23 protein-coding genes are annotated in these 24,946 nt (G+C 71.7%); 7 read left to right on the forward strand and 16 right to left on the reverse strand.

Annotated elements, in window-relative coordinates:
* Positions 1-119: 119 nt before the first annotated feature.
* Together IH68_RS52880 and IH68_RS0109355 are read right to left on the reverse strand one after the other, a co-directional pair.
* Positions 120-449: a transposase gene (locus tag IH68_RS52880; protein ID WP_324607667.1), complete on the reverse strand. Its 330-nt coding sequence runs from the start codon at positions 447-449 to the stop codon at positions 120-122.
* A gap of 196 nt (positions 450-645) precedes the next feature.
* A complete protein-coding gene (locus tag IH68_RS0109355) occupies positions 646-1,821 on the reverse strand; it encodes a cytochrome P450 (RefSeq protein WP_030931315.1) in 1,176 nt (391 codons plus the stop codon).
* A gap of 223 nt (positions 1,822-2,044) precedes the next feature.
* On the opposite strand from IH68_RS0109355, the gene lanKC reads away from it, so the two are divergent.
* The 5 genes from lanKC (at position 2,045) to IH68_RS57920 (ending at position 9,368) form a co-directional block, all read left to right on the forward strand.
* Complete coding sequence (gene lanKC, locus IH68_RS0109360; protein ID WP_030931317.1) at positions 2,045-4,657, forward strand: class III lanthionine synthetase LanKC; 2,613 nt, start codon at positions 2,045-2,047, stop codon at positions 4,655-4,657.
* Between the two features lie 6 nt (positions 4,658-4,663).
* Complete coding sequence (locus tag IH68_RS55135; RefSeq protein WP_099926849.1) at positions 4,664-4,783, forward strand: SapB/AmfS family lanthipeptide; 120 nt, start codon at positions 4,664-4,666, stop codon at positions 4,781-4,783.
* An 84-nt stretch (positions 4,784-4,867) separates the two neighbouring features.
* The gene (locus tag IH68_RS0109370; protein ID WP_037884676.1) at positions 4,868-6,598 is read left to right on the forward strand and encodes an ABC transporter ATP-binding protein; all 1,731 of its coding nucleotides are present in this window, start codon (positions 4,868-4,870) and stop codon (positions 6,596-6,598) included.
* Positions 6,595-6,768, forward strand: a complete 174-nt coding sequence (locus tag IH68_RS56325) for a hypothetical protein (RefSeq protein ID WP_159403659.1) — start codon at positions 6,595-6,597, stop codon at positions 6,766-6,768. The genes IH68_RS0109370 and IH68_RS56325 overlap by 4 nt, the downstream gene beginning before the upstream one ends.
* Positions 6,765-9,368 carry an ATP-binding cassette domain-containing protein gene (locus IH68_RS57920; RefSeq protein ID WP_234341293.1) on the forward strand — a complete coding sequence of 868 codons (2,604 nt, stop codon included), beginning with the start codon at positions 6,765-6,767 and terminating at the stop codon, positions 9,366-9,368. Before IH68_RS56325 ends, IH68_RS57920 begins: the two co-directional genes overlap by 4 nt.
* Before the next feature lie 21 nt (positions 9,369-9,389).
* Here the strand turns inward: IH68_RS57920 and IH68_RS0109390 are convergent, their stop codons facing one another.
* Entirely contained in the window at positions 9,390-10,004 is a 615-nt protein-coding gene (locus tag IH68_RS0109390) for a response regulator transcription factor (RefSeq protein WP_107057426.1), read from the reverse strand.
* Between the two features lie 206 nt (positions 10,005-10,210).
* On the opposite strand from IH68_RS0109390, the gene IH68_RS0109395 reads away from it, so the two are divergent.
* On the forward strand, positions 10,211-11,269 hold the full coding sequence (locus tag IH68_RS0109395; protein WP_030931326.1) for a right-handed parallel beta-helix repeat-containing protein: 1,059 nt from the start codon (positions 10,211-10,213) through the stop codon (positions 11,267-11,269).
* 48 nt (positions 11,270-11,317) lie between these two features.
* Positions 11,318-12,346 (forward strand): methyltransferase, encoded by a 1,029-nt coding sequence (locus IH68_RS0109400; protein WP_030931329.1) that lies wholly within the window; start codon positions 11,318-11,320, stop codon positions 12,344-12,346.
* A 73-nt stretch (positions 12,347-12,419) separates the two neighbouring features.
* Here IH68_RS0109400 and IH68_RS0109405 read toward each other — a convergent pair whose 3' ends face one another.
* From IH68_RS0109405 to IH68_RS52885, 13 genes are all read right to left on the reverse strand, one after another.
* Positions 12,420-12,752, reverse strand: a complete 333-nt coding sequence (locus tag IH68_RS0109405) for a TcmI family type II polyketide cyclase (protein ID WP_030931332.1) — start codon at positions 12,750-12,752, stop codon at positions 12,420-12,422.
* 22 nt (positions 12,753-12,774) lie between these two features.
* The gene (locus tag IH68_RS0109410; RefSeq protein ID WP_030931334.1) at positions 12,775-13,254 is read right to left on the reverse strand and encodes an SRPBCC family protein; all 480 of its coding nucleotides are present in this window, start codon (positions 13,252-13,254) and stop codon (positions 12,775-12,777) included.
* Position 13,255: 1 nt separating this feature from the next.
* On the reverse strand, positions 13,256-13,510 hold the full coding sequence (locus IH68_RS0109415; protein WP_030931337.1) for an acyl carrier protein: 255 nt from the start codon (positions 13,508-13,510) through the stop codon (positions 13,256-13,258).
* Positions 13,511-13,538: 28 nt separating this feature from the next.
* On the reverse strand, positions 13,539-14,792 hold the full coding sequence (locus tag IH68_RS0109420; RefSeq protein WP_030931340.1) for a ketosynthase chain-length factor: 1,254 nt from the start codon (positions 14,790-14,792) through the stop codon (positions 13,539-13,541).
* A complete protein-coding gene (locus tag IH68_RS0109425; protein WP_030931343.1) occupies positions 14,789-16,057 on the reverse strand; it encodes a beta-ketoacyl-[acyl-carrier-protein] synthase family protein in 1,269 nt (422 codons plus the stop codon). Before IH68_RS0109425 ends, IH68_RS0109420 begins: the two co-directional genes overlap by 4 nt.
* The gene (locus tag IH68_RS0109430; RefSeq protein WP_030931345.1) at positions 16,054-16,464 is read right to left on the reverse strand and encodes a cupin domain-containing protein; all 411 of its coding nucleotides are present in this window, start codon (positions 16,462-16,464) and stop codon (positions 16,054-16,056) included. The genes IH68_RS0109425 and IH68_RS0109430 overlap by 4 nt, the downstream gene beginning before the upstream one ends.
* Before the next feature lie 67 nt (positions 16,465-16,531).
* Positions 16,532-17,671 carry a SchA/CurD-like domain-containing protein gene (locus IH68_RS0109435; protein ID WP_030931346.1) on the reverse strand — a complete coding sequence of 380 codons (1,140 nt, stop codon included), beginning with the start codon at positions 17,669-17,671 and terminating at the stop codon, positions 16,532-16,534.
* Positions 17,672-17,794: 123 nt separating this feature from the next.
* The gene (locus tag IH68_RS0109440) at positions 17,795-18,481 is read right to left on the reverse strand and encodes a class F sortase (protein ID WP_078912383.1); all 687 of its coding nucleotides are present in this window, start codon (positions 18,479-18,481) and stop codon (positions 17,795-17,797) included.
* Between the two features lie 118 nt (positions 18,482-18,599).
* A complete protein-coding gene (locus IH68_RS0109445) occupies positions 18,600-19,124 on the reverse strand; it encodes a hypothetical protein (protein ID WP_030931362.1) in 525 nt (174 codons plus the stop codon).
* A 162-nt stretch (positions 19,125-19,286) separates the two neighbouring features.
* On the reverse strand, positions 19,287-20,996 hold the full coding sequence (locus tag IH68_RS0109450; RefSeq protein ID WP_030931365.1) for an FAD-dependent oxidoreductase: 1,710 nt from the start codon (positions 20,994-20,996) through the stop codon (positions 19,287-19,289).
* A gap of 170 nt (positions 20,997-21,166) precedes the next feature.
* Entirely contained in the window at positions 21,167-21,466 is a 300-nt protein-coding gene (locus IH68_RS0109455) for a hypothetical protein (RefSeq protein WP_030931368.1), read from the reverse strand.
* A 62-nt stretch (positions 21,467-21,528) separates the two neighbouring features.
* Positions 21,529-22,791: an MFS transporter gene (locus IH68_RS0109460; RefSeq protein WP_030931370.1), complete on the reverse strand. Its 1,263-nt coding sequence runs from the start codon at positions 22,789-22,791 to the stop codon at positions 21,529-21,531.
* Positions 22,792-22,919: 128 nt separating this feature from the next.
* Positions 22,920-24,743, reverse strand: a complete 1,824-nt coding sequence (locus IH68_RS52885) for an endo alpha-1,4 polygalactosaminidase (protein WP_078912384.1) — start codon at positions 24,741-24,743, stop codon at positions 22,920-22,922.
* Positions 24,744-24,946 lie beyond the last annotated feature (203 nt).

Below are 24,946 nucleotides of genomic sequence, written 5' to 3' on the forward strand. Positions count from 1 at the left end.
GGAGGTCCTCGTCCACGGCCGTGAGACCCGCCACCGTTCGCCGTACGGTCGGGTGGCGGTACAGCTCCCGCAGCCGCGGGGACGGCAGACCGCGGGCGCGCAGGGCGGCACGTTCACCGTCAACTACCCGTCGCGGGCGACGGACTTGCGCAACGGGCGCCACTGGCGATGGCGCTGCGTTTGCGTCCAGCCCCATCCCGCTGACGCGGTGGTGGGGCAGGGGCCGTTGACATGGCCCCGCGTCGCCACAACACCCACGCGCGGGCGCGGATGTTGCGGGAGCTGTTGCGATCTGCGTGATCAACGAATCCGCAGTCCCGGCATGCGAACCAAGCCTGACTCACCCGGTTTGTCTTGTCTGCATGCCCGCACTCGGCGCAGGTGCGGGAGGTGTACGCCGGATCGACGTGCACCACCGGCACCCCCGCCTTGCGGGCCATGTTTGCCATGAACTGCCCCAGCCGGCCGAAGGACCAGCTGGAGTGGGTGGCCCTGCCCCACTGTCTCAAGGGCGTGCAACTGGACGAATTGTTCCGCTCGTTCTCGGCTGTCGCTGTTCACATGGAGAACCTATGAGCCGTGGGCCCGAGCCCGGAATCCTCGTGCCGGGCGTGCCACTCCCGACCGCGACGTTGCGTCGGCCGCTCAGCGGAGGCTGTCCCACTGCACATGCAGGGCGGCCGGCTTGCGGAAGACCAGGCCGTGCGGGGCTGCGGGTCGGTCCGGGTCGAGGCGCAGGGCGGGGAGGCGTTCGAGCAGGCGTTGGAGGGCGATGCGGGTCTCCAGGCGGGCCAGGTGGGCGGCGATGCAGTGGTGCGGGCCGTGGGCGAAGGCCAGTTGGAGGCGCGCGTTCTCGCGGCGGACGTCGAAACGGTCGGGGTCGGGGAAGACGGCGGGGTCGCGGTTGGCGCCGGCCAGGGAGACGGTGACCAGATCGCCCCGGCGGACGGTGGCCGGGCCCAGCGCTATGTCACATACCGCGTAGCGGTCCACGACGGCCGCGCCGGGTTCCAGGCGCAGCGACTCCTCGATCGCACCGTCCAGCAGTTCGAAGTCGCCGAGCACGAGGGCGAGTTGGTCGGGATGGCACAGCAGATGCAGCAGCCCATTGGTGATCATCGCCTCGGTGGTCTCGATGCCCCCGAACATCAGGACCGCGGCGTTGGACGCCACCTCGGGCAGCGCCAGCCGTCCGGCGGCGGAGACCAGCAGCGAGGAACTGCCCCGGTCGGCAACGGTGTTCTCCACGGCGGCCCGTAGCTCCGCGTACGCGGCGGCTCCGGCGGGTCCCGCCGCATGGCCGGCGGTGATGTCCGAGACCGACTGCACGATGGAGTCGTACCAGGAAAGCACCGTGTCCGTGCCGGCGCCGGACAGCCCGAGTGCCTCGGTCACGACGGCGACCGCGAGCGGTCCGGCGAAGGCGCGTCTCAGTTCGGCGGCGCCGGCCGGCTCGAGTGCGGTGATGAGCCGACCGGTCTCCTGCTCGATGAACGAGGCGAAGCCGTCCCGCACCTGCCGCGGGCGGAAGGGGGCGTTGAACGGCTCGCGGTGGCGGGTGTGCTGCTCCCCGTCCAGGGACAGCATGCTCGGCCCGACTACCTGCGCGGTGGAGAAGCGGGGGTCGTCGACGGTGAAGGTCGCGGCGTCGCGCATCACCTGCAGCGCGAGGTCGCGGCGGGTCACCAGCCAGCCGCCCAGCTCGGGCAGCCACGACACGGGCTCCTGTGCCCGCAGCTGCGCCAGTCGTGGATGCGGATCCCCGGCGAGTTCGTCGAGCGTGGTGGCGGCACCGAGCGGGAAGGAGTCGGTGACGCTCATCGTGCGGGACCGTTGCGCATGGCGGGAAACACACGCCTCTCGGGTAGTTCGAATACGGCTGCGGTCGTGATTATCCCCGCCCCCGGGTGTGCGTTCGTCACAGGGGCCCCGGGTGATTCCCACGCTCGTCAGGTGACAGACGCACGATGTCCTCGCCTGCGCCTTCTGCCATCGTGGGAGGTGAGAGGCACCAGGGAGGCGGACTGAACCCTTGGAGACTCCCGTGGACAAGCGGTACGAGGTCTACTCCCTCACCGACCCCCATTTCTACGACGCACCGCATCACGGCCGGACGCGTGGCAGCTTCCGGCAGACCGGCCTTCCGCTGCCCGATTCGTGGGCGCGAGAGGAACTCGGCGACTGGGTGGTGTGCCGTCCCACCGGCACCGTCTTCCCCCGGCAGGGCTGGAAGATTCATGTCTCGGCCTGTCCGGACAACGCGCAGTCGATCCTGGACGAGGTGTGGGACTACTGCGTCCCGCGCCGCATCGCCTTCAAGTTCCTGCCCGGCATGGACGCCCTGTTCCTCGCCAACGCGAAGTACGCACACCGTGGCTCCAGCGGCAAGTTCGTGACGGTCTACCCCGTGGACGAGGCTGAGTGCGAGCGCATCCTCACCGAGCTGGACGACCTGCTCGACGGCCGGGAGGGCCCGTACATTCTCAGCGACCTGCGCTGGGGGGACGGTCCGCTCTACGTCAGGTACGGGGCCTTCGCCGACCGGTACTGCGTGTCGGACGACGGCGAGCTGGAGCAGGCGGTGGAGGATCCCTCCGGCCGTCTGGTGCCCGACGTGCGCGGCCCCACCTTCCAGGTTCCCGAGTGGGTGCAGCTGCCCGGCTTCCTCGAACCCCACCTTGCCGAGAGCAGGCGCACCACGGTCGCCGACCTGCCCTACCGGATCGAGAAGGCGCTGCACTTCTCCAACGCCGGCGGACTGTACGCCGCAGTGGACACCCGGACGCAGGAGCGCGTGGTCCTCAAGGAGGGGCGGCCGCACGCGGGGCTCACCCCGGACGGCGCGGACGCCGTCACCCGGCTCCGGCGCGAGCGGGAGGCCCTGGAACGGCTGGCCGGACTGCCCTTCGTGCCCGCGGTCCGCGACCACTTCGAGCTGGGCGGCCACCACTTCCTCGTCGAGGAGCTCGTCGAGGCCACGGCTCTGTACAACGAGTTCGTCAAGCGCTATCCGCTCGCCGCACTGGCCCCTGACTCCGCCTCTTTCGCCGACTACACCGACTGGGCTCTCGACATCCACCGGCAGGTGGAGGAGGCCGTCGCGGCGGTCCACGAGCGGGGCATCGTGATCGGGGACGTGCACACGGACAACATCCTGGTCCGCCCGGACGGCAGGGTGGTGCTGGTCGACTTCGAGGGCGCCGCCGACGTGACGCAGGCGCGGCGCCAGGTCCTCGCGGCGCCGGGCTTCATCGCCCCGCGCGGCGCCACCGGCTTCGACATCGACCGCTACGCGCTGGCCAGTCTGCGGCTGTTCCTGTTCCTGCCGCTGACTGGCCTGATCGAACTGGACGTCGGCAAGGCGGGCCAGCTTGCCAGGGAGGCCGCCCGGCTGTTCCCGGTCCCCCGCGCCTTCCTCGACGAGGCCGTCCGGACCATCACCGGCGACGGCGGCATCGACGCCGGGGCGGGCGACGCACCCCGGCTGGACCCCGACCCGGCGGGCTGGCTGCGCGCCCGGGACTCGATCGCCTCCGCCGTCCTCGCCGCCGCCGCGCCGGAGCGCGACGACCGGCTCTTCCCGGGCGACATCGAGCAGTTCCTGCTCCCGGGAGGCGGACTCGGCCTGGCCCACGGCGCGGCAGGCGTGCTGTATGCGCTGGACGTGACGGGCGCGGGACGCCATCCCGACCACGAGGACTGGCTGATCCGGCACGCACTCGACCCGGCACCGGGCACCCGCCTCGGCTTCTACGACGGCCTGCACGGCGTCGCCCATGTCCTCGAGCACCTCGGACACCACGAGGAGGCCGCCAAGGTCCTCGACATGTGCCTGGGTGAACGGTGGGAGCCGCTGCCCCTCGACCTCAAGGGCGGACTGTCCGGCATCGGCCTCAACCTGCTGCACTTCGCGATCACCACCGGCGACGCCACCTGCCGTGACACCGCCTGCCGGGTGGCGGAGGTCGTCGCCGACCGCCTGGGCCCGGCCGACGCCGTACCGCAGACCAGCGGCGGCGCCCACCCCCGGGCGGGGCTGATGTTCGGGTCGTCCGGACCCGCGCTGCTGTTCCTGCGCCTGTACGAGCGCAGCAAGGACCCGGCCCTGCTCGACCTGGCCGCCACGGCGCTGCGCCAGGACCTGCGCCGCTGCGTCGTGCGCGAGGAGGGGTCGATGGAGGTGAACGAGGGCTGGCGCACCATGCCGTATCTCGCCGACGGCAGCGTGGGCATCGGCATGGTGCTCGAGGACTACCTGGCCCACCGCGCCGACGAGGAGTTCCTGGACGCCGCCGCGGCGATCCGCAAGGCGGCCAGGGCGTCCTTCTACATCGAGCCCGGGCTCTTCGACGGTCTCGCCGGGATGATCCTCCACCTCAGCCGCCCGCACCCGCCAGGTACGGCCGCAGCGCGGGACCCCCTGATCGCCGACCACGTACGCCGCCTGGCCCGTCACGCCTGTCTCCTGGACGGTCAACTCGCCTTCCCCGGCGAGCAGTTGCTGCGGCTTTCCATGGACCTGGCCACCGGCGGCGCGGGCGTCCTGCTCGCCCTGGGTGCCGCGTTCCACTCCCGGCCGGCCGGACTGCCGTTCCTGACGCCTGACCTGCCCGCTCATGACTTCCCCGTCCCCACGCGAGTACGAGAGAGGAGGTGAGGACACATGTCGCTCCTCGAACTGCAAGGTCTCACCATCGAGACCGAAACCGGGCACGCTCCGCCGCCGGGCAGCCGCGCGAGCAAGGGCTGCGGAGGCAGCCGCCTGAGCCTGCTGCTCTGCTAGTTCTCACCCCAACGGCGGGGACACCGGAGGTGTCCCCGCCCCCCTCGTCCGGAACCATCCGACGACGGCAGACGGGAGCGGCCCGTGGACCGACGTGCGGCGGACCGACTGCTGCTGACGGCGGTACGGCGGGGCGGCACCTGGGGCGGCTTCCTGGCCGCCACCTCCCTGGTGCTCGCCGGTGTCTACGTCGTCCTGCCCGCCGTCATGGGCCGCACGGTCGACGCCGTGCTGGGGCGCGGTGACGCCACCCTGTGGCTGACCCTGTCCGCCGTCGCCGTCACGCTCCTCGTGGTGTGCGACGCGGCGGACGACTACGCAGGCGCCGTCGCCAACTCCCGCTCCACGGCTTGGCTGCGGCACACCCTGCTCGGGCACCTCCTCGACATGGGCAGCCGTGCCACCCGCCGCCACACTCCCGGCGATCTGGTGACGCGCCTGGTGAGCAACACGGCCCGGACCGGCAGCGCTCCCTCGGGCCTGGTGTGGGCGGTGACCGAAGTACTTCCCCCGGTCGGGGCGGTGGTGGCCCTGGCCCTCATCGACCCCTGGCTGTGCCTGACGTTCCTCGCCGGACTGCCGCTGGTCGTCCTGGTGGTGCGTGCCTTCGTCCGTGACGTCTCCGACGTCAACGACCGCTACTTCGCCACGCAGGGCCGTATCGCCGCCCGGCTCGTCGACGCTCTCACCGGCATCCGCTCCATCGCCGCCGCGGGGACCACGGCGCGGGAGGCCGAGCGGATCCTGCAGCCGCTGCCGGAGCTGCACCGCCACGGCATGGGGATGTGGCGGGCGTACGCCCGGGTCTCCGCGCGGGACGCGGCGGTCGTCCCCCTGCTGGAGGTGGCCGTGCTGGCGGTGGCCGGTCTGGAGCTCGCCCGGGGCCGCATCACACCGGGTCAGACGCTCGCCGCGAGCGAGTACGTGCTGCTGGCCACGGGCGTGAGTTCGCTGGTCGCCTCGGCGCACCGGCTCGCCTTCGCGCGTGCCACCGCGGGGCGGGTCGCCGAGGTGTTGGCGGAACCCGCCGTGGTGTACGGCGACACGCCACTGCCGGACGGGGGTGGCGGCCGGCTGGAGTTCCGCCGGGTCACCGTCCGCACTCCGGAGGGCGGCACGGTGCTGGACGGAGTCGACCTGGCCCCGCCCCCCGGCATGCTGACGGCCGTCGTGGGGCGTTCGGGATCCGGCAAGTCGCTGCTCGCCGCGCTGGCCGGGCGGCTGGCCGACCCGGACGAGGGCGAGGTCCTGCTCGACAGCGTGCCGCTGCGTGACGTGGACCGCGCGGCGCTGCGGCGGGCCGTGGCGTACGGCTTCGACCGGCCGGTGCTGCTGGGCGAGACGTACGCCGACGCGATCGCCTTCGGAGGGCGCGGCCCTGCGCAGGCCGAGGTGCTGGCGGGGGCGACCGCCGCGCGCGCCGACGCCTTCCTCCAGACCCTGCCCGAGGGGTACGGCACCCCGCCGGCCACCGCCCCGCTGTCCGGTGGGGAGACCCAACGGGTGGGCCTTGCACGCGCGTTCGTCCAGGCCGGCCCGGCCGGCCGTCTCCTGGTGCTCGACGACGTGACGGCCGGCCTCGACACCGTCACCGAGCACCACATCGGCAAGGTGCTCACCGGGTCCGGGCGGCTCGCCCGCCGTACCCGGCTCGTGGTGACCCACCGGGCGTCGACCGCGGCCCGCGCGGACCACATCGTCTGGCTCGACGCGGGCCGTGTCCGCGACCAGGGCACACACCGAGCGCTCTGGGCGGACCCGGCGTACCGGGCCGTCTTCCGCCCGGAGCCGCCACCCGACAGGGGCACACAATGAACCCCGCGGCCCACAGCCTGCTTCGCTCCGCCCTCCGCGCCCGGCGCCGGGAGTTCACACGGCTCACCGGCTGGTCGCTGGCCCAGGCGGTGCCTGCGCTGCTGTCCGGCCGGCTGGTCGCCCGCGCAGTCTTCCGCCCGGAGCCGCCACCCGACAGGGGCACACAATGAACCCGGCGGCCCACAGCCTGCTTCGCTCCGCCCTCCGCGCCCGGCGCCGGGAGTTCACACGGCTCACCGGCTGGTCGCTGGTCCAGGCGGTGCCTGCGCTGCTGAGCGGCTGGCTGGTCGCCCGGGCCGTCGACGACGGCTTCCTCGCCGGCCGCAGTACCGAGGGTCTCGGCTGGCTGGGGCTGCTGGCCTGCACTGTCCTGCTCGGCGCCTGGGGCACCCGGCAGGCCACACTCCAACTCGCCGACGTCGTCGAGCCGTTCCGCGACGACCTGGTCACCCTCGTCACCACGGGCACGCTGCAGCGCTCCGCCCGGCTCGCCGGGCCGGCCGACACGGCGGGCGTGGCACGGCTGACCGAACAGGTCGAGATCGCCCGTGAGTCCTACGGGGCGATCGTGATGTTCGTGCAGACCTTCTCGGTCACCGCGGTGAGCGTGCTGCTCGGGCTGGTCGTGCTCGATCCCGCCCTCCTGCTGTTCGTGCTGCCGCCCCTCGCGGCCGGGCTCGCACTCTTCCTGCTGGCCCTGCGCGCGATGGCCGCACGACAACGGGCCGTCGTGCTCGCCGACGAGGCCATCGCCGAGCAGGTGGGCGCGGTGGCCGACGGGCTGCGGGACGTCACGGCCTGCGGCGCCGAGGACGTCGTACGCGCTCGGGTCGGCGCCCGCATCGACGCGGCAGCCGGCGCGGCCCGCGCCCTTGCCCGGCTCACCGCCGTACGGACCGCCGCACTGGGCGTCGGCGGCTGGCTCCCGATCGTGCTCATCCTCGCCGGAACCCCCTGGCTGGTCCACGGCGGGATGACGACCGGCGCCATCCTGGGCGCCCTGACATACGTCTCCCAGTCCCTGCAGCCGGCCCTACGGGGCTTCGTCCAGGGTCTCGGCGGCAGCGGCCTTTGGCTCCTGGTCACCGTCACCCGAATCCTGGAAGCCTCCGCCCCCACGACAACGGGCCCCCCACCCCGACCTGCCGACACCGGCCCGTACAACCCCCCGCCCGCCGTCGGCACCGCGGGAAGCCACAGGGTCACCGACCGCTCCCCAGGGACGGTGACGGGCGGGCACCAGGGGCCGCAATCCCTGGAGCCGGGCAGCAAGCCTGACAAGGCCCCACCGGCTGCCCCGGCGGGCAGGCGCAGGGCTGCCGGCCTCTCCCCCAGGACAGTGACAGCCAGGCCCGGGGAGCCACAATCCCCGGAGAAAGGCGCGGAGCCGGACAAGGCCCCACCCACTGCCCCGGCGGGCAGGCGCAGGGCTGCCAGCCTCTTCCTCAAGACAGTGACAGACAGGCCCGGGGAGCCACATTCCCTGGAGAAAGGCGCGGGCCCGGACAACGCCCCACCCACCGCCCCCGCTCCGGAAAAGCGCAAGGCCGCCGGCCTCTTCCCCAACACGGTGACAAGCAGGCCCAGCAGACCACCACCCCTGGAGCAAGACACCGAGCCCGACACGGCCCCGCCCACCGCCCCCGCGGGCAAGCGCAGGGCTGCCGCCCTGTCCCCCAGGGCGTTTTCAGGCGGGTCGAGCAAGCCACAGTCCCATGGGAGGGGCACCGAGCCCGGCGAGGCCTGGTCTGCTGCCGCCGGAGTCTCTCCCATGGCGGTGACGGATGGGCCCGGAGGGTCTCACCCCCATGAGAGGGGCACCAAGCCGGACGACGCCCCGGCTGCCGCCTCCGGTCCGGGAGCATTCCGGCCCGTCGGGCCACTTGACGAAGCCGCGGGCCCGACCGGAGGGGTGCTGCCTCCGGACGGCGGACCCGAACCGGACGATCGTCCCGCCACGGGCTCGGGGGCACCCGCCCCCTCCCCCGTAGCACAGCCCCGCGACGGGAGTGTGGAGTTGTGCGGGGTCACCTTTGGGTATGCCCGTTCCGCCGAGCCGGTCGTCCGGGATCTCGACCTCGTTCTCGCGCCGGGCACGCACCTGGCGGTGGTGGGTCCCAGCGGGGCGGGCAAGTCGACGCTTGCCGCGCTCGTCGCGGGGGTGCTGGAACCGCGCGCCGGACGTGTCCGGCTGGGGGGTGTACCGGTGCGGGAGCTGGATCGGGGCCGGTTGTCCCGGGCCCGTGTGCTGATCCCGCAGGAGGCCTACGTGTTCACCGGCACCCTGCGCGAGAATCTCGCCTACCTTCAGCCCGCGGCCACCGAGCCCGAGCTGGACGCGGCGGTCCGCGCCATCGGTGCGCAGGCCCTCGTCCGACGCCTCGGCGGCTATGCCGCAACCGTGGATCCGGCCGTGCTCTCGGCGGGTGAGCGGCAGCTGATCGCCCTGGTCCGGGCCCTGCTGCCGCCGACCCGGCTGGTCCTGCTGGACGAGGCCACCTGCCACCTCGACCCGGCGGCGGAGGCGGTCGCCGAACGGGCCTTCGCCTGCCGCCCGGCCACCCTGATCGTCTGCGCCCACCGGATCAGTTCCGCGCTGCGCGCCGACCTCGTCCTCGTCATGGACGGCTCGCACTGCCGCCTCGGCACGCACGACCGGCTGATGGCCGACTCCGCCCTCTACCGCGACCTGATCGGCCACTGGGACGGACCAGTGGATGCAGCGCGAACGGCCGCCGGCGGCGAACTCGCCCGCCCGAAAGGGAGGTGAGCCGGCCGGCCGCGGCCCCGGCTACAGCCATCCCGACTGCCGGGCAATCCGGATCGCGTCGATGCGGTTGCGTGCACCGGTCTTCCTGGAGACCGCGTTCAGATGGTTGCGGACCGTTCCGACCGACAGGGACAGCCGGTCGGCGATCTCCCGCGTCGGTGTGCCGTCCGCAGCCAGCCGCAGCACCTCGAGCTCCCTGGGGGTCAGCGGGCTCCTGGCCGAGGAAAGCGCCCGCAGTGCCAGCTCCGGGTCGATGAACCGCTCGCCCGCCGCCACCTTGCGCACCCCCTCCGTCAGGAAGTTGCTGGGGCTGTTCCTGCCGATGAGTCCCGCGACGGGCTGGGCCAGCGCCTGGCGCAGATACTCGGGCGTCGACGTGCCGGCCACCAGCAGGATCCGGCACTCCGGCAGCCGCTCGCTCAGCTCCTGCGAGGTGCCGAGCGCCCCGTCCTCTACGGCATCGCCGTCACAGTCGATGACGACGACATCGGGCCGGTACGACAGCGCCCGTGTGAGGGCCTGCCCGCACCCCGGTGCCGCTGCGACCACCTCGATGTCCTCCTCACGTGTCAGCAGCGCAGCCAGTGCCCCGCGCACCAGGTCGGTCTCCTCGACGAGAAGAACACGGATCAACATCGCTCCCGCCCGGCCCGCAGCGGCCTGCTCCCGCGACACGCCCCGGACACTCCGACGGCGCCGTACGAAGTATCTCCGGTTATCTCCCTATTTGCCGAATGCCGCCCCGCCCCGAGGCGGGCGACAGAGGCAGGGCGCACGCAGGACACGCCGCCGAATGGCCCATCCAGCAGGTAAACGGTCTATCAGGTCATAGCGTTCGCGATATGGAGAAATACCGCATTGCGTACATGATGTGCACCGCCGTGGTGGTCGGGACCGGGCTGGGTGCCGCTCCGCCGGCCGCCCGTCATGCGTTCCATGTGGTCATGCCGGGCCAGTCGATCCAGAAGGCGGTGGACGCCTCCCAGCCCGGAGACACCGTTCTCGTGGCCCCCGGCACGTTCCACGAGAGCATCAAGGTGACCACGCCCGGGCTGACCCTGCGCGGCATGGGCCGCAGCACAGTGATCGAACCGAGCGTGAAGAAGGCCGCGAACAGCTGCGCCGAGGGCGGCAACGGCATCTGCGTCGTGGGCACGAAGGACCGTAACCTCGAGGGCGTCACCGTTGCCTCGCTGACCGTCACCGGCTTCGCCCGGACCGGGGTGTTCGCCATGGCGACCGACCGGCTGGTAGTGCGGAACGTGACCGCGGCGGGCAACGGCGTGTGGGGCATCGCCCAGGAACGCTCGGTCCGCTCGCTGATCCAGGACAACAGCGCCGTGGACAACGGTGACGCGGGTGTCTTCCTCGCCAACACCATCAAGGAGGAGGCGGGCGCCACGGACACCGGGGGCACGCTGATCGACCACAACCGGCTGGAGGGCAACCGGGTCGGCCTGACCGTCCGGCGGCTGCGGAACCTCACCGTCGCGCGCAACCGCCTCACCGCCAACTGCGCGGCGGTGTTCGTCGTCGGTGACGAGAACAAGCCGAAGGCAGGCGCCCTGACCGTGCGCGACAACCTCGTCGTCCGCAACAACAAGTCGTGCCCGAAGACAGCACGGCTGGACGCCCTGCAGGGCTCCGGCATCGTTCTGACCGGCGCCGAGGACACCCTGGTGACGCGGAACGTGGTCAGGGACAACGTCGGCAATTCGTCGCTGTCGGGCGGCATCGTCCTGTTCAAGAGCTTTGTGGCCGTCACCAGCGACCGCAACCGGATCAGCGACAACGTGGTCGAGGGCAATTCCCCGGCAGACCTCATCAACACCGACCACGGCACGGGCAACACCTTCGAACGCAACTCCTGCCGGTCCTCCCAGCCCGCAGGACTGTGCTGACCCGCAGGTCACGGCCCGTCTGCGGGCCCAGTAGGAAGGAAGCGGCACATGACGACCGCACAGACAGCCCCACCGCCGTCCATGCGGCTGAGGGAGCTCGCGTTCGCGGCGGCATGTGCCGCCGCCCTCCGGGCGGCCGCCCGGCTGGGAGTCCCCGACGCCCTCGGTGACGACCCCATGACCGCGGAGGACCTGGCCGCCGCGGTGAAGGCAGAGGCTCGGCCGCTGCGACGGCTGCTGCGCACCCTGTCCTGCTACGGCGTCTTCGCCGAGCTGCCGGACGGGACCTTCGCCCACACCGACGTCTCCCGGCTGCTGCGCGAGGACGATCCGAACAGCCTGCGCGCCATCTCGCTGTGGTGCACCGAGCCATGGACCTGGGACGCCTGGCCGAGGCTCGACGAGGCGGTGCGCACCGGGCGCAATGTCGTCGAGGACCTGTACGGCAAGGAGTTCTTCCCCTACCTGAACGAGGACGCCCCGGAGTCCGCCGACGTCTTCAACCGGGCCATGACGACCTCCAGCGTGCAGTCGGCGCGGGACGTCGCCGACTTCCTCGACCTGTCGGGGAGTTCGTCGGTCGCCGACCTCGGCGGCGGCCAGGGGCATGTGCTGGTGAGCCTGCTGGACAAGTACCCCTCGCTGCACGGCAGTCTGCTGGACCTTCCGCGAGTGGTGGAGAACGCGCTGCCGAGGCTGCGGCCGGGCGGCGACCTCGCGGACCGCGCGTGCGTCGTGCCCGGCGACGTCCGGGTGTCCGTGCCGGTCGCGGCGGACGTCTACGTCATCAAGAACATCCTGGAGTGGGACGACGACAGCACCGCGCGTACGCTGCGCAACGTCCGTGCGGCGGGGGGCCCGAAGGCCCGGGTCGTGGTCATCGAGAATCTCGTCGACGACTCGCCCTCGATGCGGTTCAGCACCGCCATGGACCTGCTGTTGCTCCTCAACGTCGGCGGGGCGAAGCACACCACCGACAGCATGGTCGGCCGGCTGACCGACGCGGGGCTGGTCATCGACGACATCCGCCCCGTCAACCCCTATCTGCACGCGTTCGACTGCCACGTCCCGGGCTGATCGGACCCCCGAGGACCACCGGTCGCCGGGCCCGCGACGCTGCGGGCCCGGCGACCGGTGAGGTGCGGCGGCGTCAGCCGGCCGGGTCGCGCTCCCAGAGATAGAAGCGCTGCGCCATGGCGTCCTTCGGGGAACGCCAGGTCTCGGGGTCGTACGCGCTGACGTACGCGGACAGCCGCTCGCTGACGTCCCGGAACTCGGGGTGCCGGGTGACCTCGGCGATGGCCGGGCCGGGTTCCCGCTCGGACTCGATGAGGTGCATGTACACGTCGCCGAACTGGAAGAGGCTGCGCCGGACCACCCCGACAAGGTGCGGCAGCTCTCCCCGGTCGGACTCCGCGAACACCTTGGCGATGTCCGGCGCCGAGCCCGGGGCCATGCGGGCGACGATCAGTGCTTGGTGCATGGTGGCTTGTTCTCCGTCCGGCTCAGCCGGTCAGACCCGGCGTGGCACCGCGCTCGGCGGCGACCTTCTCGATGCGGTCCCGGATCAGCCCCATCTGGACCTTGGAGTTCCGGTTGATGTTGTCGGTCATCCAGGCGTCGTCGACCGGTGCTTCCGGTTTCATCGCGAAGTCCTGCGTCCACACCATGCGGGTCCCGCCCGGCACTTCCTCGTACTGCCAGTGGATGTTCATGTGGGCGAAGGGTCCCGTCTCGACCCGGCGGGCCCTGACGGTGAGCGTGTCGCGGTCCGGCTCGCGTTCGGAGACCCAGCTCCACACGGTGCCGTTCTCGTCGGGGTGCATGGTCAGCCGGAAGGTGGTCTTCTGCCCCTCCCGGGCCAGGACTTCGACGGAGGCGTACTCGGTGAACAGCCGCGGCCAGTTCTCCAGGTCGTTGGTCATCTCCCAGACCAGGTCCAGCGGCGCCGCGATGGTGATCTCGTTCTGCGTGTGTCCGGTCATCTCACGCTCCTGTCATGAGGGCACTGTTGACGAGGTCGAGGAACTGCCGGGGGGTCTTGGAGCGTTCGGCGTCGGGCGGCATCGCTGTGCCGTAGCGGTTCTCCAGTTCGCCCACGATGCCCAGCAGGCCGAGCGAGTCGACGCCCAGGGTGTCGAAGCCGGGGTTGTGCAGCCCGAGTTCCTCGGGACTGACGGTGACACCGGCGGACTTCTTCATGAGTTCGGCCAGCTCTTCGACGGTTATTCGGTCGGACATGCGCTTCTCCTCTACTGCTTGCGACGCCTCAGGTCGAGGCGCCGGTGGCGCCGTGCCGCAGCACCAGCGCCGAGTTCGACCCCATGAGGCCCCGGCTGAGGACCAGCGCCGTGCGCGCCTCGGCGACGCGGGCCCGGCCGGTCACGAGGTCGAGTTCGTGGCAGATGTCGTAGACGTTGGGGGTGGGCGGGATCAGGCCGTGCTCCATGGCGAGCACCGCCGCCGCGGCGTCGAGCACCGCCGCCGCGCCGTAGCCGCGGCCGATGCCGGTCTTGGGTGCGGTGACGGGCACACGGGTGCCGTGCGCGCCGAGCGCGTCGGCGATCGCGAGGGCCTCGGCACGGTCGGCCTCCGGCACGCCGAGGGCGTCGGCGAAGACGACGTCGATCTCCTCGGGCGCGCAGCCGGCTTCGGCCAGGGCGCCCCGGACGGCGTGGGCGAGGCCTTCCCGGGACTGTTCCCAGCGGGAGGCGCCGGTGAAGGTGGCCGCGTGTCCGGCGAGCACCGCCTGCACACGCGCGCCCCGCGCCAGGGCCGTCTCCTCGTCCTCCACGACGAACATGGCACCGCCCTCGGCGGGGACGAATCCGCAGGCCGCGGAGGTGAAGGGGCGGTAGGCGCGGGCCGGGTCGGCCTCGGTGCTGAGCTCCGCGTAGCCGAGCTGGCAGACGACGGAGTAGGGGGCGAGCGGCGCCTCTGTCGATCCGGTCACGATCACGTCGGTGCCGCGCCGCACGGCCCGCGCCGCGTGTGCAAGGGCGTCCAGGCCGCCGGCCTCGTCGCTGGCGACGACCGAGCAGGGACCCTTGAACCCGTGGCGGATGGAGATCTGGCCGGTGCTGGCGGCGTAGAACCAGGCGATGGACTGGTACGGGCCGACGAACCGACTGCCCTTTCCCCACAGTTGCTGCAGTTCCCGCTGCCCGAACTCGCCGCCGCCGGAGCCGGCCGCGGTGACCACACCCACGGAGAACGGGGAGCCGTCGGTTGCGTCCCGGCCGAGCCGGGCGTCGTCCAGCGCGAGGTCGGCCGCGGCCATCGCGAAGTGCGTGAACCGGTCGGTCTGGACGAGGAAGCGTTCCTCGACGGCGGTGGACGGGTCGAAGTCGCGGACCTCGCCCGCCACCCGCAGCGGCAGGTGCGTGCAGCCCTCGCGGGTGACCCGGTCGAGAACGCTGATGCCCTCCTTGACGGACTTCCAGAAGGTTTCCGTGCTCGATCCGTTGGGTGCGACCACGCCGATTCCGGTGATGGCCGCCCGCCGTATGTGCGGTTCGCTCATCGTGTCTTCTCCCTCGGCCGGGTCAGGACCACCGCGGACTGGAAGCCGCCGAACCCGCTGCCCACCGAGAGCACACTGTCCAGTTTCCGCTCGCGTGCGACGCGCGGGACGTAGTCCAGGTCGCACTCGGGGTCCGGGGTCTCGTAATTGGCGGTCGGCGGGACGACCTGGTGGGCCAACGCCAGGACGCAGGCGACGAGTTCGATGGCGCCGATCGCGCCGAGGGAGTGGCCCACCATGGACTTGATGGAGCTCATCGGGGTGTCGTAGGCGTGCGGGCCCAGGGCCCGCTTCACCGCGGCGGTCTCGTGGCGGTCGTTCTGCTGGGTGCCCGAGCCGTGCGCGTTGACGTAGTCGATCGCAGTCCCGTCCAGCCGCGCGTGGTCGAGGGCGGCCTCGATGGCCTTGGCCATCTCCACGCCCTCACGGGTCAGTCCGGTCATGTGGTAGGCGTTGCCGAAGGTGGCGTAGCCGGCGAGTTGGCAGTACACGTGCGCCCCGCGGGCCCGGGCGTGCTCCAGTTCCTCCAGGACGAGCACCGCGCCACCTTCGCCCATGACGAACCCGTCGCGGTCGGCGTCGAAGGGGCGTGAGGCGTGCGCAGGGTCGTCGTTGTTCGCGGAGGTGGCCTTGATCGCGTCGAAGCAGGCCATGGTGATCGGGGAGATCGGCGAGTCCGAGGCGCCGGCGATGCACACGTCGGCGCGGCCCTCCTCGACGGTGTGGAAGGCGTATCCGACGGCGTCGAGCCCCGAGGTGCAGCCCGTGGAGACGGTCTGCACCGGGCCGCGCGCCCCGAACCACTCGGCCACCGTGGAGGCAAGGGTGCTGGGCGCGAACGCGCGGTGCAGATGCGGGCCGGCCCGCTGCGCGTCCACATCCCAGCGCTGCCCGTGCCGGCTGACCAGCACATAGTCGTGCTCCAGCCGTGTGGTGCCGCCGACCGCGGAGCCCAGCGAGACCCCGACCCGCCAGGGGTTCTCCCGCTCGGGCTCGAGGCCGGCGTCGCGTATCGCTTCGGCCGCGGCGGCCAGGGCGAACTGTATGTAGCGGTCGCACCGTGCGGTCTGCTCCGCGTCCAGCGCGTGCGCCGCCGGGTCGAAGTCGCACTCGGCGGCGATGCGGGAGCGCAGGCCGGCCGGGTCGAAGAAGGTGATGCCCCGCGTCGCCGTGCGCCCGGCGGACAGGAGATCCCAGAACGCCGGTACGCCGATGCCGCCGGGTGCGACGACGCCTATGCCGGTGACCGCCACCCGGCGTGTCATGACCGCACCCCTTCGGCCGCGTCGCTCTCCTCGGTGTCGACGTGGCCGAGCGGCGGGCTCGGGGCCAGCGGGCCGAGGTGGAAGACGATGCGGGCCTCGACGTTGCCGACGTTGCGGAAGCGGTGCCGCATGTGCATGGGGATCATCAGCCCCTGTTCGGGCCGCAGCGGATGGGGGACGCCGTCGAGGTCCACCTCCAGATCCCCGCACACGACGTACACGAACTCCTCGGAGTACGGGTGATAGTGCTCCCCGATGCGCTCGCCGGGCTGCACGATGGCGACGCCCATGAATCCGCTGGTGGAGCCGACCGTGGCGGGGGTGAGCATGGCACGCAGGTCGCCGCCGCGCCGACGGTTGGGCTCGACCTCGCTGAGATCCACGATTCTGGGACGGGATGTGATCACGGCGTTCCTCCGATCAGGTCCTGCATCGACGTGGGGGCTGGGGCCGCCACGGCCGGCTGATGGCAGCTCAGGCCTCGGGCGAGCGGCGGTCGGTGACGAGGTCCATGCGGGCGAGCTCGATGCAGCGTGCGAGCTCGCCGTGCCGGGGCGCGGACGCGTCGATGCGGAAGGTCGTCAGCTCGGCCAACTGCCCGGGGTCCTCCAGGCCGAGGGCAAGGGCGGGGTCGGCGGCCGCCAGTCCACCGCGTACGTCGATCAGCCGTACGACGACGTCGTCGCGCTGGAAGATCGTGCTGCGCAGGATCGGGCTGCGCGGGTCGTCCGCGGCGGTCTCGTCCTGCCGGGCCAGCGACTCGGCAAGGCGCATGCCGCAGCCGGGCCGGGCCGGATAGGACAGGGCGTGCCGCTCCTCCCGGGGGTCCTGCTGCTCCAGCGTCACGTGGTGGACGGCGGGCAGTGCGGCCCGGGTGAAGAAGACGCGGGCGGATTCGGGGTCGTCGAGGTCCCGGTCCTGCTCCAGATACGGGTTGATGGCCTCCTCGACGGCGCGCACCTCGGGCTGCCGGGCGACATGGCGCAGCGCGGCGAGCAGGTCGCCGCGCACCTCGATGGCCCGGACCACCCGATTGCCGTGCATGAACAGCGAGGTGCGGCACAGCCGGGTGGAGTCGTCGACCTTCGGCTCGGGCGAGGCGTAGTCGGCGAGGATCTTCGCGACCTTCTCCTCGCTGCCCGGTGTGACGGTGAAGGTGAGGGCGTGCCGGATCAGGCCGTCGCCGATCCTGGGCGAGGCCTGGAGCCGGCGCCTGCTCGCCGCGTCGGGGGCCGGGCTGCCGGTCTCGCGGACGATGTGGAAGCGCAGCGACCTGGTGTCCCGGACGCAGCTGTGCAGCGGCTCCACCATCCGCACGTGCTCCTCGCTGTTGACCCAGGCGAGGAAGGGCGGGGCGCTCTCCCACTCGCTGGTGATGAGCCATTGGGAGGGGTTCTCGATGGACTGGCACAGCTGGTCGCTGACGTGTCCGGGGACGGAGGCGACCTGGTTGCACAGGAGCTCGTAGGCCTCCAGGAACTGCTGCTGGGCTCCGTCGTAGACGTCCACCAGCAGGACGACGCGGAGTCTGGAGCCGTCGAACACGGACTGGGAGACCCGGGGCGACACCTGTCGGGCCGGCGGACCGGAAACACGTTCGGACGTGGTGGTCATCCTGCGCACATCTCCTTCGAGGGGGCGGAAGCGGACGTCGGCCGCGGTCGGCGGCGTCGGCGTTCCTCGATCGTGTGCCCGTGGCCCGAAGCGCGCGACTCGTATGGCCTACGCGGGTGATGCTCAGACGAGGTGGGCGAAGACCACCAGGTTGTCCGTGTAGTCCATGACCGACCGGTCGTAGTTGCCCGCGCAGGTGATGAGCCGCACCTGGGCCTGGGGCGTGTCGTCGTACACGCGGTCGCTGGGGAAGTCGTCCTTCTCGAAGGTCTCCACGCTGTCGACCCGGAAGGTCGCCGTGCGCCCGTCGGCGCGCAGGACGGAGAAGACGTCGCCCTTGGTCAGCTCGCCGAGGTTGGCGAAGACGGCCGCGGACGTCTTGGTGTCGACGTGCCCGGCGATGATCGCGGTCCCCGTCTCTCCGGGGGAGGCCCCCTTGGTGTGCCAGCCGACGAGGTTGGTGTCGTCGCCGGGGGGCGGCTGCAGCTGCCCGTTGGGGCCGAGGGAGAGGCCCGTGAAGGGGGCGTCGACCCAGATCTTCGGGATGCGCAGGCGCACGGGCCTCGACCGGGGCAGGTGCTTGCCCACCGGCTGCCCGGCGGAGTGCGGGACGGACGCAGCCTGCTGCGGCGCCGACGCGGCGGGCTGCGCGCGGGAGGAGTCGGCGGAGGTGTCGTGACCGCTGATCATGCTCGCTGCCAGCACCAGGCAGGCGGCGGCGCACATCATCATCACCCCCGAGCGGGGGACTCCCGGTTCGGCGGGCGACGCCTGGTCGTCGGAGGGAGGAGAGGGCGGAGGAACTGCCATCGGAGAGCACCTCATTCAGGCACGGCGGCAGAACGGACGGGGCGGGCGGCGCGCGAGCCGCGGCCGCCGCACGGGGCTCGAGTGACGGCCGCGGCTGCGCTATTGCATCGGGCACGGGTCAGGCCGTACCCACGGCCGGCTTCTTGCGCCGCACCGCGTACAGCCCGGTGGCAACGACCCCCAGCACCGCCAGCCCTCCCGCGGTCGCGGTCGGCGCGGCGAGCGCCCCGCCGCCGGTGTGCATGCCGCCCCTGGGCTTCTCGTGGTCGCCGCCGCCCGAGGAGTCCTCACCCCGGCCGCCGCCCTGGTCGTCACGGCCCTCGTGGTCGTGGTCGCTGCCCCACGAGTCGTCCCGGTAGGTGTCCGGATCCGTCTTCGAGTCCCGCGGGCCGCCCCAGTCGCCGTCGTCGTTCACCGCGGTCAGCGCACCACCACCGGTGTGCACGCCACCGCGCGGTTCCTCGTGCTTGGGCTGCTTGCCGTGCTCCTTTCCGTGCTCCTTGCCGTGTTCCTTCCCGTGCTCCTTGCCGTGCGAAGAACCGTCGTGATCCCAGTCGCCACCGCTTGCGAACGCGCCGGGCGCACCGATGGCGAGGACGGCGGAAGCCGCCGCTGTGGCCAGAAAAATGCGAGCAGAACGCATAGGAACGTCCTTCCGCCAAGGCCCGGCAGCTGGTACTTCATCAGCTGACTTGACCGGACCCCGACGTGAACCACCGTCAGTCAGTCGTCACCTCACCACCAGTCGGGGCGATCACCTGGGTGACAGGCTCAGGAGCTCGGACAGCGGTGCCGCCGGCGGTGATCAAGCCAGTGCGAGCACGGTTGCCAGGACCTGCCGCAGCACCGATTCGGCGTCCGGATCCGGGCCGGGCGACCGCCATGCGACGAACCCGTCGGGCCGCACGAGCACGGCGCCCCCGGCTGTGATGCCGTGCCGCTCGGTCCACTGCGCCTCCCCTTCCGGTACCAGTTCGGCCCCGGGGCCGGTGCCCACTCGGTACGACCGGATCGGCACCGCCGACTCCTCTGCGAGGCGGCCGGCCGCCTGGTGCCATCCGCTCGGGTCGCCGGCGTCGCTGAGCAGGACCAGGGACCGTTCGTAGAGGTCGAGGGTGGAGATCCGTTCGGTCCCGTGCCGCACCCACAGGTGGGGCGCCCTGCTGCCGGGCTCGCCGGTCAGTTCGAGGTTCTCCGGAACGACCGCGGCCGCGGGGTCGGTGCCGACGACGGCGCCCTGCCGGTAGCGGTAGCCGAGGGCGACGTTGAGGATGCCGCGCCGGGGGCCGCCGCCGGCGTCGGGCGGCGGGGTGAATCCGGGGTGGCTGTGCTCGGCCGACCGGTCGGCGGCCCGGGCGCTGGTCGCCTCCGCCACCGGGCGGCGTTCGGCGTCGTAGGAGTCCAGCAGGCCCTCCCCGGCCCAGCCGCCGAGCACCGCGGCCAGCTTCCAGGCGAGGTTGTGCGCGTCCTGGATTCCGGTGTTGGAGCCGAAGGCCCCGGTGGGTGACATCTCGTGGGCCGAGTCCCCGGCCAGGAAGACCCGTCCGGACCGGTAGCTGCGGGCGACGCGCTGGGCGGCGTGCCAGGGGGCCCGGCCGGTGATCTCCACGTCGAGGTCCGGCACGCCGACCGCGCGGCGGATGTGCTCGATGCACCGCTGGTCGGTGAACTCCTCCAGCGTCTCGCCGTGTTCGGGGTGCCAGGGGGCGTGGAAGACCCAGTTCTCGCGGTTGTCCACCGGGAGCAGCGCGCCGTCGGCGGCCGGGTCGGTGAGGTAGCAGACGATGAAGCGGCGGTCGCCGACGACGTCCGCGAGGCGGCGGGAGCGGAAGGTGACGCTGACGTTGTGGAACAGGTCGCCGGGCCCGCTGTGGCCGATGCCGAGCTGCTCGCGGACGGGGCTGCGGGGGCCGTCGGCGGCGACGAGGTAGTCCGCGCGGACGGTGCTGTGCTCACCCGTCTCCCGGCTCTTGACCACCGCGGTGACACCGGTGGGGTCGCTCTCGAACGACATCAGTTCGGTGGCGAAGCGCAGGTCGCCGCCGAGCGCCGCGGCCTGCTCGAGCAGAACCGGCTCCAGGTCGTTCTGGCTGCACAGACACCAGGCACCGGGGCTGAAGCGGGCCAGTCCGCCGCCGGGGTCGATCTCCCGGAACAGCCACTCGCCCGCGTCGCCCACCAAAGTGGGGGTCTGCAGGATGCCGTGGTTGTCGGCCAGGGTGGCGGCGGCCTCATGGATCGCCGGCTCGACGCCCGCGACACGGAACAGTTCCATCGTGCGGATGTTGTTGCCGCGGCCGCGGGGGTGGATGGAGGTGCCGGTGTGACGCTCCACCAGCAGATGGTGCACTCCGAGCCGCCCGAGGAACAACGAGGTCGACAGGCCGACCAGAGAGCCCCCGACGATGAGCACCGGGACCCTTTGGGTGTGCCGGCCGGCCTGATCGGCTCGTTCGTACGTCACGCTCGCCTCCCGCGCATGGTGTCCCGCCGTCCGGCCGGGATCCTCATGCATGCCCCGGGAAGCGGACGGCACCGCAGGCTTCACCCGCCTGTCACCCGGTGGGCAGGCCAAAGGGCGGGGAAGGCGGGGAGTGAGTAGGACGATCGGCGATCGGGCAAGGACAACACGCCGGATCGGGCCGATGCCCGATGGCCCGAACGGGCGACCCGCCGTCGTGAGCGCTACAGGGCTCCCAGCTGGGCGGTCGAGTCCGTTGCACAGGTCCAGGGCACGCCGCCGGGTGTCGAGAGCGGGACCGGGAAGAGGGCGAAGGCCCGGTCGTGGCACTCCACGGCGGTGGCGTTCCGGCCCAGGTGCCGGTGCATGTGGCGAAAGCTGTCCCAGGTGTGGGCCCGGCCGCTTGGGTCGCCCGTCGCCTGGACGAGCGCCGGCGCTCGGCGGCAGTGGTCGAGCGCCTGGCGCAGTTCGGCGAGGTATCGGCCCGATGTCGTTGAGGGCGACCGCCTGTCCACGGCAGTCATGGCACCGATCGACGCGCCGCGACGCCGGCGCCCGGCGTACCGCAGCGCCGGTCGACCTTCGGCTAGGCGGTATCGGCCGTTGCGGTGCTCGGGACGTGCGTACCGGTGCTGCCGAACCGGATGCCCTTGGCCTCCTTGCCGACGGCGCTCAGGACGATCACCACCGCAAGGGCGGGCACCACGGTCCACGACATCGCCGCCGGATAGCCGTGCCGCTCGGCGACGGCCTCCTGGATCGGCAGGTTGAGGGCGGCGATCAGATTCCCCAACTGGTAGGTGACACCCGGGTAGAAGCCTCGGATCGCATCCGGGCTCATCTCCGTCAGGTGCGCGGGGATGACACCCCAGGCGCCCTGTACGCACACCTGCATCAGGAAGGAGGAGAGCATCAGCCAGCCCACGGCGGTGGACAGCACGAAGAAGGGCACCACGGCCAGACCCGCGGCAGCCGCGACCATGATCGTGCGACGGCGGCCCAGCCTCTCGGAGTAGGCACCGAGCACCATGCCTCCGATGATGGCGCCGATGTTGTAGACCACGGCGATGGCGATCGCGGTGTCCGGGGACAGACCGAGGCCCTTCTTGACGAAGGTCGGGTAGACGTCCTGGGTACCGTGCGACATCCAGTTGAAGGCGGTCATCAACGCGACCAGATAGACGAAGCGCTTGAGCACCGCCGGGTTCTTGAACACCTGGTAGGCGGGGGTGCGGTTGAGCGCCACGCTCTTCTCCCACACCTCGCTCTCCTCCACCCGGGTACGCACCCACAGAGCGACCAGGGCGGGCACCAGACTGAAGGCGAACAACCCCCGCCAGCCGAAGGCGGGTTCGATGCCGAAGAAGGCCACGGCGGCGAGCAGGTATCCCAGTGAGTAACCGCTCTGCAGCAGCCCCGACCAGAAACCGCGCCGCTCGGCCGGGATCTTCTCCATGGCCAGCGCCGCGCCCAGGCCCCACTCGCCGCCCATGCCGATGCCGTACAGCAGGCGCAGCACCAGCAGCACGGCGTAGTTGGGCGCGAAGGCGCAGGCGAACCCGACGACCGAGTAGAAGCAGACGTCGACCATCAGCGGGAGCCGTCGGCCCTTGCGGTCCGCCCACATGCCGAAGAGCAGTGCCCCCACCGGGCGCATCACCAGGGTGGCGGTGGTGAGGAAGGCCATGTCGGTGAGGGAGACATGGAAGTCGTCGGCGATCTCGCTGTAGACGAGGACCACCAGGAAGTAGTCGAAGGCGTCCATCGCCCAGCCCAGATAGGCGGCGACAAAAGCATTGCGCTGATCCTTCGTGAGACCCGATGCCTGCTCGCGGACGGTCTTCAGCATGCCTGCCCTTCCCACGGCTTCGCAGGTGAGGCTAGGTGCGGGCAGCGAAGCGGGCAACGCAAGCACAGGCAAAGCACGCACCACAATTCCCCAAAATCGGCGCCCAGTTCACGTGGGACGACCGGGCGTCAGCAGGTCTGACGGACGTAGCCGTCGGCCCCCTTGGGCATGACCGACTCGTCACGGCGCACGATGCTCAGTGTGCCGCCCCAACCGGTGCACGCTTTCGCCATGCCCTTCGCCGTGTACTCGACGACGAGCACGTTGTCGCCGAACGCGTCGGCGAACTCTCCGCACTCGTTCCACTCGGCGCACTCCTCGGCCACGGCGAAGTCGAGGCCCACGGACGCATGGTCGGGCAGGAGCTCAGCGGTGTTCTTCTGGGCGATGGCCAGGCCCTTGTCGTGGGCGTGGGCCGACAGCAGCTTCATCAACGCCTTGGCCTGGCCGGACTTGAGGTGGGTCGGGAAGCGCGTGAAGGCGTCGTAGTTGTCGGGCTCCACGGCCTTGTACCCCCTGGCCGCACACTCGTCGATCCAGCTGTTCAGCTTGGCGGCGATGCGCTGCCGCTTCGCGGCCGTGCGGATGTCCAGGATCGCCTCGCCCCACGCCTTGTCATGGACGACGTCACCCTTGGCGTCGCGCAGCAGCAGGTCGGAGGCCCAGTCGTGCTCCTCGCCCTTCTGCGCCTGGAAGGCGTTGATGTTGCAGATGTTGTAGACGCCCGGCGCGGGCTCGCTGTCGTGGTCGCGGCTCACGACCCGTGCACCAGCCGCCAGGGGGTACGCGCCGCCGATCTGGTAGTCCCACTGCACATGCTTCGGCGGCAGGGTCACCGTGGCGGCGGAACCGGTCGAGGGCGAGGCGGACACGGAATCCGGGGACCGGGAGCCGTCGTGTTGGTGCGGCCCGAGTCTCACCGCGGCGATGCTCACCCCGGTGACCGCCAGGGCAGCGGCGAGGCCGATGAGGACGCGCCGCCGCCGGCGTCCGTGACCGGTCCGGGTCCCGACCGCTTCCGTCCTTCCCTCGTCGGCGGCCGGGCCCGGCGCGACGGGGTGGGTGAGGGAGGCACGGCGGTCGGCTTCCGCGGAGTCGGACACTCCCGGTGCGACCGGCACGACCGAGACGGCGGCCGGCACATCGGAATCCGGCAACTCCTGGAGCATCCGGCGCAGTTCGTCGAGCCCGGGCCGGGCGGCCGGGTTCTTGTCCAGGCACCGCTGGGCGATGCTCCGGAGCGGTTCGGCGACACCGTTCAGGTCCGGGGCCTCGTGCATCACCTGATAGCCCGTCAAGTACGGGCTGCTGCCGTCGAACGGACGGTTTCCGGTGGCCGCGTACACCAGCACCGACCCCAATGAGAAGACGTCCGAGGCCCCGGTGACCTCGCGCGGTGCGGCGAACTGCTCCGGAGACATGAAGGGCGGGGTGCCGATCAACCGGCCGGTCATGGTGAGGGCCTCGTTGTCGACGGCGTACGAGATGCCGAAGTCGATGACGCGGGGTCCGTCCTCGGCCATCAGGACGTTGCTCGGCTTCAGATCGCGGTGCACCATGCCCACCCGGTGGATGTCCCGCAACGCCTCGACGAGCCCCAGCGCGAGCACGCGCAAGGCTCGTCCCCGCAGCGGGCCGTCCTTGGCCACGGTGTCCGACAGCGTGCGGCCCGGGACGTACAGCGTCGCCATCCACGGCACTTCGGCGTCCGGATCGGCGTCCACGACCGGTGCGGTGAACGCGCCGCTCACGCGGCGGGCCGCCGCGACCTCCTGCCGGAAGCGCGTCCGGAACTCCTCGTCCTGCGCGTACGGCGCGTGCACGACCTTGACCGCGACCTGGCGACCCGAGTCCGAGTGCCCCAGATAGACGATCCCCATGCCGCCACTACCGAGCCGGCCGACCAGCGCATAGCCGCCCATGGACTCCGGATCGCCGGGGCTCAGCGACATCGCGGGTCACCTTTCCCATGTGCCGTGCTTCGAAAAGCTGTTCAAGTGCATCCGAAGATCAGACTAGTACTGAGACGGCTGGGTCCGGTGCGCAACCTCGATGGCAAAGGGAGGGAGCAGGGACCTCTCGATCCGCGGCATCAAGGGGGCCGACCGAGGACGTCGCCGCCCGAAAGTGCCTCCGGTTGTCCGTCGGTGAAGCC

The organism is Streptomyces sp. NRRL S-646, assembly GCF_000720765.1.
Lineage (GTDB): Bacteria > Actinomycetota > Actinomycetes > Streptomycetales > Streptomycetaceae > Streptomyces.

Excerpts from the sequence above, each read along its gene's own strand:
- IH68_RS52880 (WP_324607667.1), bottom strand. The coding sequence starts at position 449 with ATGGCAAACATGGCCCGCAAGGCGGGGGTGCCGGTGGTGCACGTCGAT.
- IH68_RS0109355 (WP_030931315.1), bottom strand. The coding sequence starts at position 1,821 with ATGAGCGTCACCGACTCCTTCCCGCTCGGTGCCGCCACCACGCTCGAC.
- IH68_RS55135 (WP_099926849.1), top strand. The coding sequence starts at position 4,664 with ATGTCGCTCCTCGAACTGCAAGGTCTCACCATCGAGACCGAAACCGGG.
- IH68_RS56325 (WP_159403659.1), top strand. The coding sequence starts at position 6,595 with ATGAACCCCGCGGCCCACAGCCTGCTTCGCTCCGCCCTCCGCGCCCGG.
- IH68_RS57920 (WP_234341293.1), top strand. The coding sequence starts at position 6,765 with ATGAACCCGGCGGCCCACAGCCTGCTTCGCTCCGCCCTCCGCGCCCGG.
- IH68_RS0109390 (WP_107057426.1), bottom strand. The coding sequence starts at position 10,004 with ATGTTGATCCGTGTTCTTCTCGTCGAGGAGACCGACCTGGTGCGCGGG.
- IH68_RS0109395 (WP_030931326.1), top strand. The coding sequence starts at position 10,211 with ATGGAGAAATACCGCATTGCGTACATGATGTGCACCGCCGTGGTGGTC.
- IH68_RS0109400 (WP_030931329.1), top strand. The coding sequence starts at position 11,318 with ATGACGACCGCACAGACAGCCCCACCGCCGTCCATGCGGCTGAGGGAG.
- IH68_RS0109405 (WP_030931332.1), bottom strand. The coding sequence starts at position 12,752 with ATGCACCAAGCACTGATCGTCGCCCGCATGGCCCCGGGCTCGGCGCCG.
- IH68_RS0109410 (WP_030931334.1), bottom strand. The coding sequence starts at position 13,254 with ATGACCGGACACACGCAGAACGAGATCACCATCGCGGCGCCGCTGGAC.
- IH68_RS0109415 (WP_030931337.1), bottom strand. The coding sequence starts at position 13,510 with ATGTCCGACCGAATAACCGTCGAAGAGCTGGCCGAACTCATGAAGAAG.
- IH68_RS0109420 (WP_030931340.1), bottom strand. The coding sequence starts at position 14,792 with ATGAGCGAACCGCACATACGGCGGGCGGCCATCACCGGAATCGGCGTG.
- IH68_RS0109425 (WP_030931343.1), bottom strand. The coding sequence starts at position 16,057 with ATGACACGCCGGGTGGCGGTCACCGGCATAGGCGTCGTCGCACCCGGC.
- IH68_RS0109435 (WP_030931346.1), bottom strand. The coding sequence starts at position 17,671 with ATGACCACCACGTCCGAACGTGTTTCCGGTCCGCCGGCCCGACAGGTG.
- IH68_RS0109440 (WP_078912383.1), bottom strand. The coding sequence starts at position 18,481 with ATGGCAGTTCCTCCGCCCTCTCCTCCCTCCGACGACCAGGCGTCGCCC.
- IH68_RS0109445 (WP_030931362.1), bottom strand. The coding sequence starts at position 19,124 with ATGCGTTCTGCTCGCATTTTTCTGGCCACAGCGGCGGCTTCCGCCGTC.
- IH68_RS0109450 (WP_030931365.1), bottom strand. The coding sequence starts at position 20,996 with ATGCATGAGGATCCCGGCCGGACGGCGGGACACCATGCGCGGGAGGCG.
- IH68_RS0109455 (WP_030931368.1), bottom strand. The coding sequence starts at position 21,466 with ATGACTGCCGTGGACAGGCGGTCGCCCTCAACGACATCGGGCCGATAC.
- IH68_RS0109460 (WP_030931370.1), bottom strand. The coding sequence starts at position 22,791 with ATGCTGAAGACCGTCCGCGAGCAGGCATCGGGTCTCACGAAGGATCAG.
- IH68_RS52885 (WP_078912384.1), bottom strand. The coding sequence starts at position 24,743 with ATGTCGCTGAGCCCCGGCGATCCGGAGTCCATGGGCGGCTATGCGCTG.